The sequence below is a fragment of the Bacillus sp. AFS029637 genome (genome assembly GCF_002584985.1).
GTDB lineage: Bacteria > Bacillota > Bacilli > Bacillales > Bacillaceae_G > Bacillus_A.
Window position 1 is genome coordinate 34,759 of sequence record NZ_NUPZ01000026.1, and the last position, 16,229, is coordinate 50,987.

19 protein-coding genes are annotated in these 16,229 nt (G+C 36.2%); 2 read left to right on the plus strand and 17 right to left on the minus strand.

Going from position 1 to position 16,229, the window contains the following annotated elements; all coding sequences use genetic code 11:
• Positions 1–22: 22 nt before the first annotated feature.
• Positions 23–754, minus strand: coding sequence for an NAD-dependent protein deacylase (locus COE49_RS15010; RefSeq protein ID WP_141524747.1), 732 nt, complete (start codon positions 752–754; stop codon positions 23–25).
• Between the two features lie 365 nt (positions 755–1,119).
• Here COE49_RS15010 and COE49_RS15015 point away from each other — a divergent pair, with 365 nt between their 5' ends.
• Positions 1,120–2,607 carry a peptide MFS transporter gene (locus COE49_RS15015; RefSeq protein WP_088229550.1) on the plus strand — a complete coding sequence of 496 codons (1,488 nt, stop codon included), beginning with the start codon at positions 1,120–1,122 and terminating at the stop codon, positions 2,605–2,607.
• 332 nt (positions 2,608–2,939) lie between these two features.
• On the opposite strand, the gene pcp is transcribed toward COE49_RS15015, so the two are convergent.
• The 7 genes from pcp to COE49_RS15050 form a co-directional block, all read right to left on the minus strand.
• On the minus strand, positions 2,940–3,587 hold the full coding sequence (gene pcp, locus COE49_RS15020) for a pyroglutamyl-peptidase I (RefSeq protein ID WP_098252485.1): 648 nt from the start codon (positions 3,585–3,587) through the stop codon (positions 2,940–2,942).
• A gap of 16 nt (positions 3,588–3,603) precedes the next feature.
• Positions 3,604–4,566 (minus strand): DUF979 domain-containing protein, encoded by a 963-nt coding sequence (locus COE49_RS15025; protein WP_088229552.1) that lies wholly within the window; start codon positions 4,564–4,566, stop codon positions 3,604–3,606.
• A gap of 1 nt (position 4,567) precedes the next feature.
• Positions 4,568–5,263 (minus strand): DUF969 domain-containing protein, encoded by a 696-nt coding sequence (locus COE49_RS15030; RefSeq protein WP_140417276.1) that lies wholly within the window; start codon positions 5,261–5,263, stop codon positions 4,568–4,570.
• 173 nt (positions 5,264–5,436) lie between these two features.
• Positions 5,437–6,198, minus strand: coding sequence for a 5-oxoprolinase subunit PxpA (gene pxpA / locus COE49_RS15035; RefSeq protein WP_088229554.1), 762 nt, complete (start codon positions 6,196–6,198; stop codon positions 5,437–5,439).
• An 18-nt stretch (positions 6,199–6,216) separates the two neighbouring features.
• Positions 6,217–7,206, minus strand: coding sequence for a 5-oxoprolinase subunit C family protein (locus tag COE49_RS15040; protein WP_088229555.1), 990 nt, complete (start codon positions 7,204–7,206; stop codon positions 6,217–6,219).
• Complete coding sequence (gene pxpB, locus COE49_RS15045; RefSeq protein WP_088229556.1) at positions 7,197–7,910, minus strand: 5-oxoprolinase subunit PxpB; 714 nt, start codon at positions 7,908–7,910, stop codon at positions 7,197–7,199. The genes COE49_RS15040 and pxpB overlap by 10 nt, the downstream gene beginning before the upstream one ends.
• Before the next feature lie 14 nt (positions 7,911–7,924).
• On the minus strand, positions 7,925–8,677 hold the full coding sequence (locus COE49_RS15050) for an IclR family transcriptional regulator (RefSeq protein ID WP_088229557.1): 753 nt from the start codon (positions 8,675–8,677) through the stop codon (positions 7,925–7,927).
• Between the two features lie 254 nt (positions 8,678–8,931).
• Between COE49_RS15050 and COE49_RS15055 the strand changes: the two genes are divergently transcribed.
• On the plus strand, positions 8,932–9,345 hold the full coding sequence (locus COE49_RS15055; RefSeq protein WP_088229558.1) for a hypothetical protein: 414 nt from the start codon (positions 8,932–8,934) through the stop codon (positions 9,343–9,345).
• Between the two features lie 53 nt (positions 9,346–9,398).
• On the opposite strand, the gene lepB is transcribed toward COE49_RS15055, so the two are convergent.
• The 9 genes from lepB to COE49_RS15105 all read right to left on the minus strand — a co-directional run bounded on the left by lepB (position 9,399) and on the right by COE49_RS15105 (position 16,229).
• A complete protein-coding gene (gene lepB / locus COE49_RS15060; RefSeq protein WP_088229559.1) occupies positions 9,399–9,950 on the minus strand; it encodes a signal peptidase I in 552 nt (183 codons plus the stop codon).
• Between the two features lie 23 nt (positions 9,951–9,973).
• On the minus strand, positions 9,974–10,651 hold the full coding sequence (locus COE49_RS15065) for a copper homeostasis protein CutC (protein ID WP_088229560.1): 678 nt from the start codon (positions 10,649–10,651) through the stop codon (positions 9,974–9,976).
• 153 nt (positions 10,652–10,804) lie between these two features.
• Complete coding sequence (locus COE49_RS15075; protein WP_088229562.1) at positions 10,805–11,953, minus strand: acyl-CoA dehydrogenase family protein; 1,149 nt, start codon at positions 11,951–11,953, stop codon at positions 10,805–10,807.
• Between the two features lie 202 nt (positions 11,954–12,155).
• A complete protein-coding gene (locus COE49_RS15080) occupies positions 12,156–12,788 on the minus strand; it encodes a YdcF family protein (protein WP_088229563.1) in 633 nt (210 codons plus the stop codon).
• A gap of 329 nt (positions 12,789–13,117) precedes the next feature.
• Entirely contained in the window at positions 13,118–13,705 is a 588-nt protein-coding gene (locus COE49_RS15085; RefSeq protein WP_098252487.1) for a GNAT family N-acetyltransferase, read from the minus strand.
• A gap of 137 nt (positions 13,706–13,842) precedes the next feature.
• Complete coding sequence (locus tag COE49_RS15090) at positions 13,843–14,223, minus strand: VOC family protein (protein ID WP_088229565.1); 381 nt, start codon at positions 14,221–14,223, stop codon at positions 13,843–13,845.
• A 71-nt stretch (positions 14,224–14,294) separates the two neighbouring features.
• A complete protein-coding gene (locus COE49_RS15095; protein WP_098252488.1) occupies positions 14,295–14,810 on the minus strand; it encodes an SRPBCC family protein in 516 nt (171 codons plus the stop codon).
• A gap of 12 nt (positions 14,811–14,822) precedes the next feature.
• Positions 14,823–15,167 carry an ArsR/SmtB family transcription factor gene (locus tag COE49_RS15100; protein ID WP_098252489.1) on the minus strand — a complete coding sequence of 115 codons (345 nt, stop codon included), beginning with the start codon at positions 15,165–15,167 and terminating at the stop codon, positions 14,823–14,825.
• 216 nt (positions 15,168–15,383) lie between these two features.
• Positions 15,384–16,229 (minus strand): phosphatase PAP2 family protein, encoded by an 846-nt coding sequence (locus COE49_RS15105; RefSeq protein WP_098252490.1) that lies wholly within the window; start codon positions 16,227–16,229, stop codon positions 15,384–15,386.

Below are 16,229 nucleotides of genomic sequence, written 5' to 3' on the forward strand. Positions count from 1 at the left end.
GTTTCTTTACGAAAACAAAAACTTATTTAATCGAAGATAACCCTTCAACAAATTCACCAATCTTTTGTTGAAAAACAAAATCAAAGTTAAATTCTTGTCCTGTTAATTCTTCATTTACTAAAATAGTTGTTGCTCCAATTTCCCTCTTTGCGATTTCTGGGAATGAAGCGACAGGCTGTACTTTTAATGACGTTCCCATGACGATAAGCACATCTGTTTCATATAAACGTTTCATCGCGTTTTGATATTGCGGCAATGTATCTCCATATAAAACAACATCAGGATTTAAAATGAAATTACACTTCTGACAGCGCGGCACTTCATGATCAATCATATACTGCAAATCATATCCCGCTTTACACTTCGGACAATGTGCTGTTTGCAGTGTTCCATGTAAATCAATGACATGTTTACTACCACCTACTTGATGCAAACCGTCAATATTTTGCGTTAAAATCGTTATATCTTTCCCTTGTTCTTCTAGCTCTGCTAAAAAGCGATGCCCACGATTTGCTTTATATTGGTGAAACGTATTAATTTGAAAGATTTCTTTATAATGCTTCCAAAATTCTTTCGGATTTCGGTTATAATATCCTCTTGATAAATACATCTCTACATTCGCATCAGCATACAATCCATTTGATGAACGGAAATCTGGTATGCCGCTTTCTGTACTTGCTCCTGCGCCTGTTAACACTGTAATTTTCTTCGCTTTTTCTAAGATTGAACGTACTTCTTCATATTGCACAAACATCACCTCTATGTATATTGCTATACTTATTATACCAGTTGTTTACAAAAGGTGTTGCACAATTCCATTTACTTACTATGTTACATTATCTAAACCCAAACTTTTTTGGGCGTAATTAAAGTTTCAAAGATAACTACTGTTCAATACTTGTTGGTAATGGCGTAGCTAAAGCACTCTCACAATCAATTCTGGATTGTTTAAAGGTAGATTTGTGTCTAATGAGCACATGACGATTTCTTAATTCATTTAGAAAGCAGCCAAAAGGCTGCTTTTCTTCATCGATGGGCTTAGATAGTTATAGACTACTGGGAGTCTCTTAAGTTATACTTGTATAATATCAAAAATTAATAAGGGGTAATATTAACATTATGAAAGAAAAAAACGAACTTGTTCAAAGTATTCCTCAAACAGGATTTTTTGGACACCCAAAAGGATTATTCACTTTATTCTTCACTGAGTTTTGGGAAAGGTTTTCTCATTACGGAATGAGAGCTATTTTGCTGTATTATATGTACTATTCGGTCGCAAAAGGTGGATTAGGAATTGATCAATCTACCGCAACCTCGATAATGGCAATTTACGGTTCCTTACTGTTCATGTCTAGTATTATCGGTGGATGGATATCGGATCGTTTATTTGGTCCAAGTAGAACCGTATTCTTTGGTGGCGTTTTAATTATGATTGGCCATCTTATTTTAGCTTTACCGGGTAGTAAAAGTGCGTTATTTATCTCTATGGTCTTCTTAATTCTAGGAACAGGGTTGTTAAAACCTAACATATCGAACATCGTAGGAAGTTTATACAGTGAAACAGATGCGCGTCGTGACTCAGGGTTCAGTATATTCTACATGGGTATTAACTTAGGTGCCTTACTTGCACCTTTAGTTGTTGGAACATTAGGTCAGCAATATAATTTCCACCTTGGTTTTGGAGTTGCAGCAATTGGTATGGCAATTGGGTTAGGGGTATTTGTTGGAACAAAACAGAAAAACCTTGGTCTAATCGGTACACAAGTACCTAATCCATTATCAGATTCGGAAAGAAAAAAGACTATTAAGTATTTCAGTATTGGTCTGGTTGTATTAACATTGCTAGGTGTGGTTACAATTCCAACTGGGTTGTTAACTATAAATCGTTTTACATTCCTCATTAGTATCTTAGGGATTGTTATTCCAGCCTATTATTTCATTTATATGTATCGTAGTCCTAAAACAACAAAAGTAGAGCAATCTCGTCTTCTTGCGTATATACCACTCTTTATTGCAGCTACAATATTTTGGTCTATACAAGAACAAGGTGCTATTATTTTAGCGACATACGCGGATCAACGAACTCAATTACAGTTCAATGGAATTACATTACATTCTGCTTGGTTCCAATCATTAAGTCCAATCTTTATCGTAACGCTTGCCCCGATTTTCGCATGGATTTGGATAAAGTTAGGCAAGAAGCAGCCTTCAACGGCAAAAAAATTCGCTATTGGATTGCTATTTGCAGGTTTATCATTCTTAGTTATGATTTTTCCGGCTTTAATCAACGGTACTCACTCTTTAGTGAATCCTATGTGGTTAGTCCTTAGCTTCTTTTTAATTGTAATTGGAGAAGTTTGTTTATCTCCTTCAGGATTATCAATAACGACGAAGCTGGCTCCAGCTGCTTTCTCTTCGCAAACCATGAGCTTATGGTTCTTATCAACTGCGTCTGCGCAAGCAATAAATGCCCAAGTTGTTAAACTATATAATCCTGCAACAGAAACAATTTACTTTGGTGTTATTGGTGCTATCTCCATTTTAGTTAGCATCCTGCTGTTTGCATTATCATCAAAAATCCAAAATTTCATGAAGGGACTTCAATAACGGTCTCTTATTGAAATAAACAAATACAAATTTCTATGTGAAGAGTAGCCAAACAGGTTACTCTTTTTTTGTATAACCATAGCAATCCTTCACCTGCAAAATAACCAAAAGTCCATAGAATAAGTTCCATCTAATTTTTGAAGTAAAACTTAATTAAGTCTTTATGCTTTTATCCCTAAAAAGAGCGGATAAAAACATTATGCTGGTTACAATTCCGTATTTGTTAGACTACTCCTATTACAGCAATCTTCCTCTTTATATTCTATAATGTATCTTCAATAAAAAATACAAAGAGGGCTGCATCAGCCCTCTTTAATTAACATGCTTTTCACTTAATGCGTCGCACCGCCGCACGCTACAATATCTACTTCCACTTCCGTCGTTATCTCAATTGCCAGTTCTATCCCTTTACTAATCGTAGAAAGTGACATACTCGGTTGTCCTGGATAGTTACTCGCTTGTTCTGGTAAGAACGGAATATGAACAAATCCGCCTTTTATTTTCTTATCATGGTTCTCTAATTCATGCATGAGACCATAGAATAAATGATTACAAACGAATGTACCTGCTGTTTGTGAAACGGAAGCTGGTATACCTTCTTCGCGAAGTTTTTTTACAATTGCTTTCATCGGCAGCGTAGACCAATACGCAATCGGTCCTTCTTCTACAACCGGTACATCCACTGGCTGATTTCTTTCATTATCAGCAATTCTTGCATCATCAACATTAATTGCTATTCGCTCTATCGTAATATCTGGTCTACCCCCAGCTTGTCCAATACATATAATCATTTCAGGCTTTAGTTCTTCTATATACTCTTTTAATACGCTTATTGATTTATGAAAGACAGTTGGAACTTGTTTACTAATAACCTTGTATTCTCCGATTGTTTTTTCATGTAAACTTTTTGCTACTTCCCAAGCTGGGTTGATGCTTTCTCCTCCAAACGGATCGAATCCTGTTAGTAATACTGTTTTCATAGTTTTATCCTCCTAATTAGAAACGATATACAAGGCTGTACATGATAAACATATTTATAATGAAAATGGAAAGAGCAATTGGTACTTGCGCCTTAATAACAGCGTTCTTATCTTTCAGTTCTAAAAGCATTGCCGGAACGATATTAAAGTTTGCGGCCATTGGCGTAATAAGTGTTCCGCAATATCCAGCAAACATACCGAGTGCTGCCATAATTGCTGGGTTCCCGCCGTGCATTTGAACAATTAAAGGTAAACCAATTCCGCCAGTAATAACGGCAAACGCTGCGAATGCATTTCCCATTACAACTGTGAATAGCATCATTCCTAAACAATACGCCATTACAGCAACGAACGGATACTCTGTCGGTAACACTTGTCCGACTAAATCAGAAACGACTTGTCCTACGCCAGACTTCGCGAAAATACCACCAAGTGCCGCTAACATTTGCGGTAAAATAACTGCCCAGCCAACAGCTTGTAATAGTCTGCTTCCTTCTTGAACAGGCGTTGTTATTTTTGCTTTTGTAATACGCATCGCTGCAACGAATGCGAGTAATGCACCTAACGCTAATGCGACTAACGTTACTTTATCAGGATCAACAAGATTGACATTTCCCCATTTGATTTTTCCTAACGTCAATGTACCGATAATTGTAAAAATCGGGATTAACAGTGCAGGCATAAAAATTTTATTTTTTAATTTCTCAGCATGTTTTACACGTTCTTGCACTGGTACTTCTTTCTCCTCTGATTTTGTTACTTTATTGAGTGAAGCTAACACGACCATAGCGAGTACGATACAGCCAACGTAAAACGAAGGTATTACATTTCCAAATAAAAATGTAACGGCAAACAACGCCCAAAATAAACTAGAACCGAATCGATTTGGATGTTCACGATCAAATGCGATACGCACAGCGATAAAGGCAACGATTATACCTAATACATAGTAGATTGTATCCATAGTTATGATGTTCATATTATATTGCCTCCTTCTCTTCTTTTACTTCTGCCTTCATTGTTTTCTCTATATATTTATCCAATCTTCTAAACCTAATCCAGCTCACAATTAGTGCGGATATTGCAGTTGGAATTCCCCAAAGCGCCATATCCCATACTCCGACATGCATACCTACTGAATCGAAGAATCCTTTCATTAATAAAATGGCACCTGTCGCGATAAATATATCCTCTCCGAAAAACCAAGCTGTATTTTCCGCAGCTGCTGCGTTTGCTTTAATCTTTTCTCTCAATTTTTCAGGGAGTTTACCGTATCTTCCTTGCGCAGCTCCTTCTGCCATGGGTGCAACGAGTGGTCTCACCGTTTGCGCATGACCACCAATATTAAGCCCTAGTGCTGCTGATGATTCTCTTATCGTAAAATATGACATTAATACTCTTCCAGTTGTTGCGCCCTTTGATTTCGTTATAAGCGCTTCTGCTCTTTCTTTTAATCCATAACGCTCTAAAATTCCAATTACTGGTAAAGTTAATATAATAGGCATAGACATATATCTATTTTCTATGAAAAATTTACCGAACATGCTGATGACATCATGAAAACTTAAACCAGAAACCATCCCAGTAACAATACCTGCAACCATAACTACTAACAATGTATTTAGTCTAAATAAAAACCCAACTGCAACGATTAGTATCCCGATTAATTTAATCATTTCTAGCACTTCCCCTCATTTTTTATCCCGTATTAACGGGCAGTAAAACTCCCACCTCAAAATTCAGCTGGGGCAAAGAAGTTAGGTGAGAGCCCTGCTGCCCATAAATGCCCGATTGGTGTAGGCTAATAATCAGTGGGAGATGAACACCCCCCACCGATTAAAGTTTCACTTTATTTCGGTGCACAAATAGTAATGTCATTGAGTTCGAATGTTCTGTATATTCTTTCTGCAAATTGGACTGCTTTCTCTCCATCCCCATGTAAACAAATTGTTTGTGCTTGAACTGCTACTTTCTCTCCATGCACCGCTTTTACATAGCCTTCTTTCACCATTTGAAGTACTTGGTTTATTGCTTCGTCTTCATTTTTTATGAGCGCATTTTCTTCTGTACGGCTCGTTAAAGTTCCATCTTGCTTATATGTACGATCAGCAAATGCTTCTTGCACAAGAGTGATGTTATATTTTTGTGCTGCCTGTATAAACGCCTCGCTATTTGCTAACCCGTAAAGTGATAGCTCCCGGTTTATATGAGAAATAGCCTTTGCAATTGCGTCTGCAATTTCTGAATTTGTTGCCGCCATATTATATAACGCGCCGTGCGGTTTTACGTGCTGCATTTTCCCTCCAGCCGCTTTCACAAAACCGTCTAATGCACCAATTTGATATAAAACATAATCGTACACTTCACTTGCTGAAACGTTCATATTCCTTCTCCCAAATCCAATTAAATCAGGAAATCCAGGATGAGCTCCTATTGCTACATTATGCTGAAGTGCCTTTTCAACCGTTTGCCGCATAACAGATGGATCACCTGCGTGAAAACCACAAGCAACGTTTATAGAGGAAACGAACGGAAGAATCTCATCATCATTCCCCATTTTATAAGCTCCAAAGCTTTCTCCTAAATCACAATTTAAATCGATTGTCTTCATGATGTTTTCCTCCTACTTTCAGCTTCGCAAAGCGATGAATTTCTTTAATAGACTCATATCTTTTTCTTGCTCTATGTATAATTGCTCCGCTTCTTCTATCGTTATTTTCTCAAAAGAAACATAGTCTCCCGGTTTCAACTGAGCAAGAAGAGGTAAATCTACTGAAATAACATTTCCAATTCTCGGATAGCCACCTGTCGTTTGTCTATCTGCCATTAATATAATTGGCTGTCCACCATTTGGAACTTGAATAGTTCCGAATGTAACTGGGCTCGATAAAATCTCTTTTTCAACGGCTCTATGTAACACTTCTCCGTCAAGCCGATATCCCATACGATCAGCATAATTGGATACTTTATACTCTTTTGTAAAAAATGAATCTTTACTGTTTTCTGTAAACTGATCATATTCAAAATCTGTTATGACGCGAAGAATAGGATGCTTCTTATATTTTGGTAGAGCATCGTTACAAATAGCCCATTTCATTTTGACTCTCTCTTCATCGCGTAAGCTTTGAATGAAGCGACTCGCAATGTCTGCCCCTGCACCAATTTGAAAATAGTCACCTTTTTTCAGCATTCTTCCTTCCATACCGCCAATTGCAGCACGTATGTAAGTACTTTTACTTCCCATCGTGCGATCCATATTTATACCGCCTGCAAAGGTTACATATGTCCTGCAACCACTTTTCGCTTTTCCGAAACAAAGCATACTTCCTTCTTCAGCTAATATGGGGCGCCACAATGGAATACGTTCACCATTTAGCAACGGTTCCATATCCGCGCCACCAATCGCGAGTAAAGTCGTTTTCTTTATTAATAATTTAGGCCCCATAATCGTCATTTCGAGCCCTGCTTCATTCTCTTCATTACCGACTAACATATTAATCATCCTGAGCGCATTTTGATCCATAGCCCCGCCGACAGGAACGCCGTATTGCTGATAATGAAATCTTCCTAAATCTTGGACTGTTGTAAACATTCCTGCATGCAAAACCTCTACATCCATTCTTTAGCCCCCTCAAGCGATACGTACTCTTCCTTTGTTATCGGGATAAATCGTAAATACATACCACTTTGAATATATGTTGGTGTTTCTTCTTTCGGATTAAATAGAGAAATAGGTGTTCGGCCGATAATATTCCATCCACCCGGTGTTTCAAGCGGATATATACCTGTTTGATTTCCACCAATCCCTACCGAACCAGGCGCAATTTGTAATCGCGGTGTTTCTTTTCTAGGTGTTTCTAGTTCTTTTGATAGTCCCCCTAAATATGGGAAACCCGGTGTAAAACCTAGCATATATACAAAATATGTTGTTTCACTATGTATTCGAATAACATCTTCTACCTGTAAGCCGTGATAATGCGCGACCTCTTCTAAATCAGGTCCAAATTCTCCCCCGTAACAAACTGGTATTGAAATATGTTTCGCATCTCGTTTCAGCTCTTCCGTATAAGTTTCATATAATCCATTTATGTACTGGCATACGTAATCATATGGTCTTACATTTCTATCATTTTGCTTCCATACTTCATACAAATTGTAGTAAACCGCTAATGAAGTAAACGATGGAACGCATTCAATCATTCCTGCAAACGGATGTTGCTGCAGTGCTTGAAATAATCGTTGTACTTTTTCGTATATATCCATCTTAATTTCTTCGCCAAATGTAACGATAATTGCTTGATCCCCTAACGCAGAAAATTTCATCCTACTCCCTCTTTCTATGCCCAAAAGCCGAGTTCTTTCGAAATGCGGTATGCTGTTTCTTTCACCTTTGCAGTAAAATATGGAATACTACTTTCGCTATACTCAATTGCTACACCTGAAATACTAATACCCGCTACAACCGTTCCATCACTTGCAAAAATTGGTGCTGCTATAGCTGCTGTATGATTTTCTAGTTCAGAATAACTAATTGTATACCCTTCCACTTTCGCCATATGTAATACTTCTAGCAACTGTTCTTTATTCACAATCGTTCCATCAGCAAACTGTTTTAAATCTGCTTCCTCTATGTACTTTCTTTTCTCTTCCTCAGAAAAATACGATAGTAAAATTCTCGGGCAAGCACCAGCATAAAGCGGAGCTCTTCTTCCAACCGCCGTATAAACACGTACTGGCTGAACCCCTTCCATCTTTTCAACGTAAATTGCGTCATTACCATCTTGAATAATTAAGTTTACCGCTTGCCCTAAACTATCCCTAAGTTCTTTCATATATGGAATCGCAATATTTCTTACTGATAACCTTTGTGAAACAAGTTGACCAAATCGTAAAAAAACAACTCCTAACCGATATCTTCCCTTCTCGTTTTTTTGTAAAAACTCCATTTCTTCTAACGAGCCAATTAAACGATAAACAGATGTTTTCGGCATATTTGTAAGCTGAACCATCTCTGTTAGACTCAGCTCTTCATGCTCATAAAACAACTCCAAAATATCCATTGTCTTCACTGCCGTTTTATTTATACTCATCCTATCTCCTTTAAGTTCCGAATTTCGGAACTTAAATTCCGTTTTTCGAAACAAGTATATAATTTAAAATTATAAAATATTCTTTCAATTCTATCAATATTTTTTTCTAGTTCATAACCCGATATATTTTTGTCAGCTATTTAAAAAACGTAAAAAAATAAGTATATTTGTAAATTTTTATATTGAACTATTAATCTTCCAACTCATCCAGTTTATTATGGTATATGTACAACAAAATGTGAGGAGTGTTTCTTTTGAAAAAACTGCGAGTAATTCCTGCCATTCTGCTATCTTTTTGTATAAGTTATAATGTAACATTTGCGACAGACGAAGATACTCATTCAACCGCTAAAGTGGCCCAACATCATACTATAGCGAATGAAGAAATTCATTTTTTCGGATCAAGTATTTCTAGCTTTAACTATTCTCATGGGGATGACTTAAGTGTTCTTGTAAAAAATATAGGTGATTCTCCTTTTAGCTATACTTTATATAACGCTAAAGGTTCTTGGATGATGGATGTAACTTTAAAACCTGGGGAACAAGCGATAAGTGAATTCAGTATAAATTGGAGTGATTGGCTTCCTGAAGGTGAGTACAAAATAAAATTTAAAAATAATGATGGTTCTCTTTCAAAAGCTCAAGTTATAGCAAAACCAACAATTTAAATAAAAAGACACAAAAAAAGTATGGAAGAATATTTCTCCCATACTTTTTTACTTTATAACGCTCTTACTTGTTTCAACGGCCAGAAAACAGCTTGTCCTTTTCCGACAATTTCATCTTCTGAAATAAATCCGAACATACGACCATCCTTAGAAACTTCACGATTATCACCTAAAACAAACACTTGCCCTTCTGGTACTTTCGTTTTCCCTGTTACTTGTTCTAACGTAAAGTCAGGAGTTAATACACGGCCAGCTGCTTTTTCTTTAAATTCTTTTAAATACGGTTCTTCCATCGCTTTTCCGTTTACATATAAAACATCATTTTTATACTCAACTGTATCACCTGGTAAACCAATTACTCGTTTTACGAGATCGTATCCTTCTTTTCCGTGGAAGATGATAATATCAAAGCGATCTAATCCACTTATATTATAACCAATCTTATTCACGAGAACTCGCTCGTTATTTTCTAAAGTTGGCATCATCGATTCACCTTGTACTAAAGAAGGTGTAAATAAAGCGCCTCGAATAATAACAATTAGTACAAGTGTAACCCCAATTGTTTTAATCCAAGAGAATAATTCTTTCTTCGTATTTTCCTTCATCGTTTCTCCTCTTTCTTAACCACTTATTTTATTATTTCAACTAATTCTTGTACTAAATTAGGATCTATTTCAGAAAAACAGGATTTCCCTTCTCTTACCGCTGTACCGACATGAGCTTGCGAAATTCCAGTTTCATCTAGCAACTGCTTTATATTTTCCTTCGTCACACCGCTTCCAGCAACAAGTTGAATTTGACCATCGCTTACCTTCTGCATATTTGTAAGCACTGGAATATTATCGACTATATTTCCTTGTCCACCTGAAGTTAAAACGTGTGTCACTTTATGAAACTTCTTTAAAGTTCTCATCGCTTCCACTGGATTTTCGGTATCATCTATCGCACGGTGATACGTTACATTTATTCCATCTACAACAGACAATAAATCTGCTAATTTCTCTTCATCCACTTCATTTTTTTCGTTTAATACGCCTAATACAACGCCTGCTGCACCCAACTTCTGCGCAACTATAATATCTTCTTTCATCATTTCAATTTCTTCTTCCGTATATGTAAAAGACTTCGCATGCGGACGAATCATAACGTGAATGGATATATGTACCGCTTCTACCGCTCTTTTTATAAATGCATAACTCGGTGTTAAACCACCTTCTGTATAAGATGAAATCAATTCAACTCGCTGCCCGCCAGCTCGTTCAATTCGTTTCACATCTTCTAAACATGTTGCGATAACCTCTAGCATGAGATAACCTCTTTTCGTGCTTTTTTCTTATTATACAGTAGGTGAAATAAGAAACCTAGCTTTCTCCTATAAAACTATAAAAAGAAGAATGAAAAGAAAGATTTTTATTATAAAAAGGCTATTCCGCTTTGGAACAGCCTTTTCATTTATTCATCACGACCGAAACGCCGCATCCGCCAGCATAGACAGTGTCGCATCATCCATCGGTGGATTGTGTAATCCTGCTCTGACGTTTAAATAGTAACGATGGAGCGGATTTTTTTCTGATAAACTTTTTGCTCCTACGATGCGCATCGATTTATCCACTATGGATATCGCCGCATTTGTTACGGCGTATTTCACTGCTGCTAGCTCTGCTTGTAGTGAAAGCTTATCTTCTGCTTCATCGTACTTTTTCGCGATTTGATATAAAAAGACACGAGCTTGCATAAGCTCAAGTTCTAATTCTCCGACTAATCTTCTAACATTCGGCAATAAACTAATTGAATGATTTAAACTATTTGGCTTGTATGATTCCGCAAACTGAACTGCATAATTTCTTGCTGATTGTGCGATTCCTAAATAACATGCTGGTATATGTAGCAACCAGCCAATACCCTTTTGTTTCACTTTTCCGCCTTTTACATCCGTAAAAAAGCGGTTCTCTATTTCTACATTTTGTAAGACTAAATCGTGGCTAGCAGTCCCTCGCATTGCAACGCTATCCCACGTTTCTTCAATAGATACACCGAGCGTATTCCTCGGTATGACAAACTCACCAACTTCTTCTCGGCCTTCCATACTTGCTGAAATAATAAAATAATCAAGTACTGGTGCCATCGTTGTGAAAGTTTTTCTTCCATTTATAATCCACTTATCACCTTTTTGAATCGCTATTGTTTCTGGTTTGCCGCCACGCGTCGGACTCCCTGTTTTCGGTTCTGTCGCTGCCCGGTTAAAGAGCGCACCGTTACGTACTTCTTCGCAAAACCATTTGAACATCTCGTTATTCCAAGAGCGATTTTCAGCTAGTTCTTTCACAATACCGATATGCCATCCAATTGACAATGCAGTAGCTCCGCAACCTTCTGCAATTTTTTCTTGAAATAAAACGAAGTCATATAAAGAAATCGCACGACCACCAAATTCCTTCGGTAACGTTACTTTCGTATATCCAATATGTTTCAAATCATTAATATTTTCATATGGAAAAGAACCTAAATCACTTAATTCCGGTTCTCTTTCCATAAATTTCGGAATTAAAGTGTTTAACTGCTGAATCATATACGATTGTTCTTCTGTTTCAACAAATGAGAGTGCCATACTATAATCTCCTTTATCCCGCATTAACGGGCAGTAAAACTCCCATTGATTAAAGTTTCACTTTATGCCCGATTCATCAACCGTTCATTTTGTCATTATGATTATATGAAGCTACCTCTCTATTGTTTCATTATTCCGATAAAAATACAATGTTTTTGGATTATAAGAAAAATCCCTATAGAAAATAGGGCCTTTTCTTATATTAATCTCCCTTCAATGCCTTTAATGGCAAAGAGGTTACATATCCAATATACGAGAACAATTCTTTAAAGAAGAATGGAATTTCTGTATCTAACGTTTTATATGCTGATGTTGGCGTTGGCGAAGCATATGCCTCAATGTTAATATGTTTCGCGATTCTCATTGCGCGTTTCATATGAAGTGGATCACTTACAATCGTGTATGTGCGTATTCCGTTCTCTGTTCCAACTTCCTTCGCATTCTTTAAGTTTTCTTCAGTAAAAAGGGATTTTGTTTCTATTAAAATATCTTCTTCTTTTACACCTTGTTTCAATGCATACACTCTCGCAGTGCGTGATTCCTCGAGTTCTGCCTCAAACTTTGTACCACCTGTAAAAATAATCTTTTTAATATTTCCGTTTTTATATAAAGAAATCGCATGATTAATTCTTTCTTTAAATACAGGAGATGGTTTTCCGTTCCAAGAAGCTGCTCCTAGTACGATACCAGCATCTGTTTTCACACCAGCATCTGTTTTAAAGCGATAACTCCAAATATCATAAGCTGCATAGCTCACATATAAAATAACAGAACAAATCAGTAGTAAAAATACTTGAAAGACTCGTCTTTTTTTACTTTTCTTATTTTCTTTCATTTGTAATTGCCTCCGTACATCATCCATACTTCTATAAAAAACGTATATATCAAATCAGTTTGTTTGAATTCATTTAAAAGAAGGAATTTTTCTTGTTTTATTTATATAAAAGGGTTTTCATTTAAAATTGAGGATTATCAATTCATTTTTCATTTGCGGTTTTCATTACATTTTTCAATTCATAAGTTTATTACCATACAACTACATTGTAACGAATTTTTTATCAGAAGGGAACGATGAAACGAAAGTAATTAAAATAAAGTAGCATTTTGTAAGAAAAAAGGTATATTTTTCATGTATTACGAACCATATACCTTTCAAAACACGAATTATAACGTTTCTTTATACAACTCTAATTTTTCTAACAATTTTTCTTTTATGCTTGGCCATTCACTCGCGATAATGCTGTACACAACCGCATCTCTCACATGTCCACTTGGCAATCTTCTTTCGTTTCTCAGTACGCCCTCTTTTACTGCGCCTAACCTTTCGATTGCTCGTTGTGCTTTTTCATTTCTTACATCTGTCTTAATTTGCACTCTCAACATATTTAGTTTTTCAAAAGCGTACTGGAGAAGCATATATTTACACTCTGTATTTATACTCGTACGTTGTACACTCGGATGATACCACGTCTGCCCTAACTCCACTGTCTTGTCTTCTACTGAAATATTATATAACCGTGTACTTCCTACAATCGTATTCGTCTGTTGATCGACTACGATGAATGGTATTTGCGTTCCTCTTCCATAGCCCTTTATCGCTTTTTGAACATATTGCTGCATATCTTGAACACTATCCATTTTAGAGATTAAATACGCCCAAATATCCCGATTTCCTTCTATAATTGAAAACAAAGTTTCGACATCATCGTTATCTATTAGTCGTAACTTTGCTCTTTCGTGAATAATTTCCATTTTTACCCCCCCTTTGTTGTTACTATAACATACTATTATATATCGTTTTATTATTATATAAAATTAAACTATTTTTAACAAAAATAAAAAATGCGATGCCTTTAGTTCAACATCGCACTCATAATTTCAAATAAAATTTACTTCTTTTCCATTACTGCAAAATAGTTATTTTCGCTATCTGCAAAATTAAATATTCTACCTGTAGGCATCGTTACAATTTCTCCAACTGTAACGTTTTTGTTTACTAAATCGCTATATAAACGATCGAAGTCTTTTGAGAAGAACATTAAAGAAGGTGTACCAAGATTTAACTCCGGCTGCATTTTAGCAATAAGCTCTTTATTATGGAGAACAATGCTTGTTTCAGCTTCTTTAGTCGGCGCAATTTCAATCCAGCGCATTCCTTGACCGTTATCTTCCTCTGAAATTACAATAAACCCTACTTTTTCTGTCCAAAATTCCTTCACTTCATCTTGGTTATTCACATATAACATAATTTGCCCAACATTATTAATCATTTCTTTTAACGCTCCCTTACAATTTTTTATTAAACTTGACTATCGTCAAAAATGAAATTACAGTACAAAATCTATTTCAATAACTCAAGCCGTTCATTCAAACGATCCCAAGTTTCAGTAATACCTTGTAGCATTCCCATATCCATAACGGTCTTAAGGGCCTTTTCGTTAACATATTCAGCACGATTTATTAACTTTGTCTTTCCACCTAAATCAATGAATTCCAGTGTGATCTCCGTTGATGGCATAGAATCATTCACATTGCCTTCAGCATCCGAAAAATAATCGGTATAAACAATTTTCTCAGGCTCAATAATCTCTTTATATACACCTTTACCCCATGATTCCATACCAAAAAATTGCCCTTGTTTTTGATCAACACACTTCATACAGTAGTGCCAAACTCCCCCAGGACGGAAATCAACAGTACATGATGGAATTTCCCAGCCTCTTGGTCCCCACCAATGTTTCAAATGCTCTGCTTCTTTAAACATACTGAATACAAGATCACGTGGCGCATCAAAAACGCGCTCTAGTACTAATACCTGACCATTCTCTACTCTCGATACCATTGTATTGTTTGACATTTTCATTCCTCCTTAAGACTTTTCCTTGTTTTGCAATTCCTTCAAATACGTATCTAAATTATCAAATCTCTCTTCCATTACATGCTTAAATGACTGTACCCAACAATCAAGCGCTTGGAAAGGCTCAGGTCGTAATTTATAAATCCGGCGATTCGCTTCCGCCTGCACTTCCACAATCCCAGTATCACTTAACACTTTTAAATGTTTTGAAGTTTGCGGTTGCCTTAATCCTAGATAGTCAGCAATTTCCCCAACTGTTAGAGGACCGTTACGCAAAAGTTCAACGATATTCATACGATTCGGTTCTGATAAGGCATTCAGCGTCGCCATGTTCACGCCCGGAAATTTCCCCGACATATCACTCACCTCGTTAAGCGATGGTCTCCGGTTATAACACATCCATATCATCACTACTATTATCTTCTTGTTGAATCGATTATATCCAAGTTGGAATATTCCTGTCAAGGAATATTCCAAAACTAAATTTGACTTTTATGGCAAACAAAAAGAAGTCATTCGAATCAAAATGACTTCCCTTTGATTACAGTCCACTCTGTAAATTTCAATGAGTGTTTACATACTTTCATGAATACTCTGCACATCAACTTTCTTATTTCTCCATATATACTTTTTCGTAGATATAAAAACAATTAATGAAATAGCGACTCCAACTGTAACATCTGAAGCAAAATGGGCCCCTACCATAATACGGCTAACTGGCACTAGTATCATCCACATAAGAATGAAAATCCAAACACCTATTTTTTTACGTTTGAATGAAGCAATATACCCTGGTAATAAACTCAACCAAATAACGAGCGCTGCATTCGCACTATGGCCTGAAGGAAATGACATAAACTCATCACTTTTAGCAATTCCTTGGGGTATAAACCATTTTGAAAATCCTTCAAAAGATCCTATAGAAATCATATGACGATAGCGTTCTCTACCCCATCCTAATTTTATTAGATTAAATGTAATTAACACGATCACTACACTTAATAATCCAATTAACGCAATATCTCTCAATCTTACATCATCATACTTACTCCATGATTTAGAAATCATATAAGTAGCTACAATGAAGCAAATCATAATAATCGAAATTAAGGATTTTGAAATTGTTAAATAATGTACTAACATAAATGAAGCTATGAAAGCGAACAAGAGTATAATTACTCCATATCCAATTCCAGATAGATAATATCCTCTTGAACCTTTATTTTTTCTAGTTTTAAATAAATACATACTACAAAATAAGGCGATAAGCATCGCCGGAATCTCTCCTATAGCTTGTAAAAAAAGAGCGATCTTATTAGTTGGTTCATATAAACTATGGGATATCTGTAGGTCTGTAAATGCGAATATGCATAGTAAAATAGCGAAAATTAGACTTACTATCACTGTTTTATTTTTCAT

What these genes read in the sequence shown, in the direction of transcription:
- COE49_RS15010 (WP_141524747.1), bottom strand. Translation starts at nt 754, where the DNA reads ATGTTTGTGCAATATGAAGAAGTACGTTCAATCTTAGAAAAAGCGAAG.
- COE49_RS15015 (WP_088229550.1), top strand. Translation starts at nt 1,120, where the DNA reads ATGAAAGAAAAAAACGAACTTGTTCAAAGTATTCCTCAAACAGGATTT.
- pcp (WP_098252485.1), bottom strand. Translation starts at nt 3,587, where the DNA reads ATGAAAACAGTATTACTAACAGGATTCGATCCGTTTGGAGGAGAAAGC.
- COE49_RS15025 (WP_088229552.1), bottom strand. Translation starts at nt 4,566, where the DNA reads ATGAACATCATAACTATGGATACAATCTACTATGTATTAGGTATAATC.
- COE49_RS15030 (WP_140417276.1), bottom strand. Translation starts at nt 5,263, where the DNA reads ATGATTAAATTAATCGGGATACTAATCGTTGCAGTTGGGTTTTTATTT.
- pxpA (WP_088229554.1), bottom strand. Translation starts at nt 6,198, where the DNA reads ATGAAGACAATCGATTTAAATTGTGATTTAGGAGAAAGCTTTGGAGCT.
- COE49_RS15040 (WP_088229555.1), bottom strand. Translation starts at nt 7,206, where the DNA reads ATGGATGTAGAGGTTTTGCATGCAGGAATGTTTACAACAGTCCAAGAT.
- pxpB (WP_088229556.1), bottom strand. Translation starts at nt 7,910, where the DNA reads ATGAAATTTTCTGCGTTAGGGGATCAAGCAATTATCGTTACATTTGGC.
- COE49_RS15050 (WP_088229557.1), bottom strand. Translation starts at nt 8,677, where the DNA reads ATGAGTATAAATAAAACGGCAGTGAAGACAATGGATATTTTGGAGTTG.
- lepB (WP_088229559.1), bottom strand. Translation starts at nt 9,950, where the DNA reads ATGAAGGAAAATACGAAGAAAGAATTATTCTCTTGGATTAAAACAATT.
- COE49_RS15065 (WP_088229560.1), bottom strand. Translation starts at nt 10,651, where the DNA reads ATGCTAGAGGTTATCGCAACATGTTTAGAAGATGTGAAACGAATTGAA.
- COE49_RS15075 (WP_088229562.1), bottom strand. Translation starts at nt 11,953, where the DNA reads ATGGCACTCTCATTTGTTGAAACAGAAGAACAATCGTATATGATTCAG.
- COE49_RS15080 (WP_088229563.1), bottom strand. Translation starts at nt 12,788, where the DNA reads ATGAAAGAAAATAAGAAAAGTAAAAAAAGACGAGTCTTTCAAGTATTT.
- COE49_RS15085 (WP_098252487.1), bottom strand. Translation starts at nt 13,705, where the DNA reads ATGGAAATTATTCACGAAAGAGCAAAGTTACGACTAATAGATAACGAT.
- COE49_RS15090 (WP_088229565.1), bottom strand. Translation starts at nt 14,223, where the DNA reads ATGATTAATAATGTTGGGCAAATTATGTTATATGTGAATAACCAAGAT.
- COE49_RS15095 (WP_098252488.1), bottom strand. Translation starts at nt 14,810, where the DNA reads ATGTCAAACAATACAATGGTATCGAGAGTAGAGAATGGTCAGGTATTA.
- COE49_RS15100 (WP_098252489.1), bottom strand. Translation starts at nt 15,167, where the DNA reads ATGTCGGGGAAATTTCCGGGCGTGAACATGGCGACGCTGAATGCCTTA.
- COE49_RS15105 (WP_098252490.1), bottom strand. Translation starts at nt 16,229, where the DNA reads ATGAAAAATAAAACAGTGATAGTAAGTCTAATTTTCGCTATTTTACTA.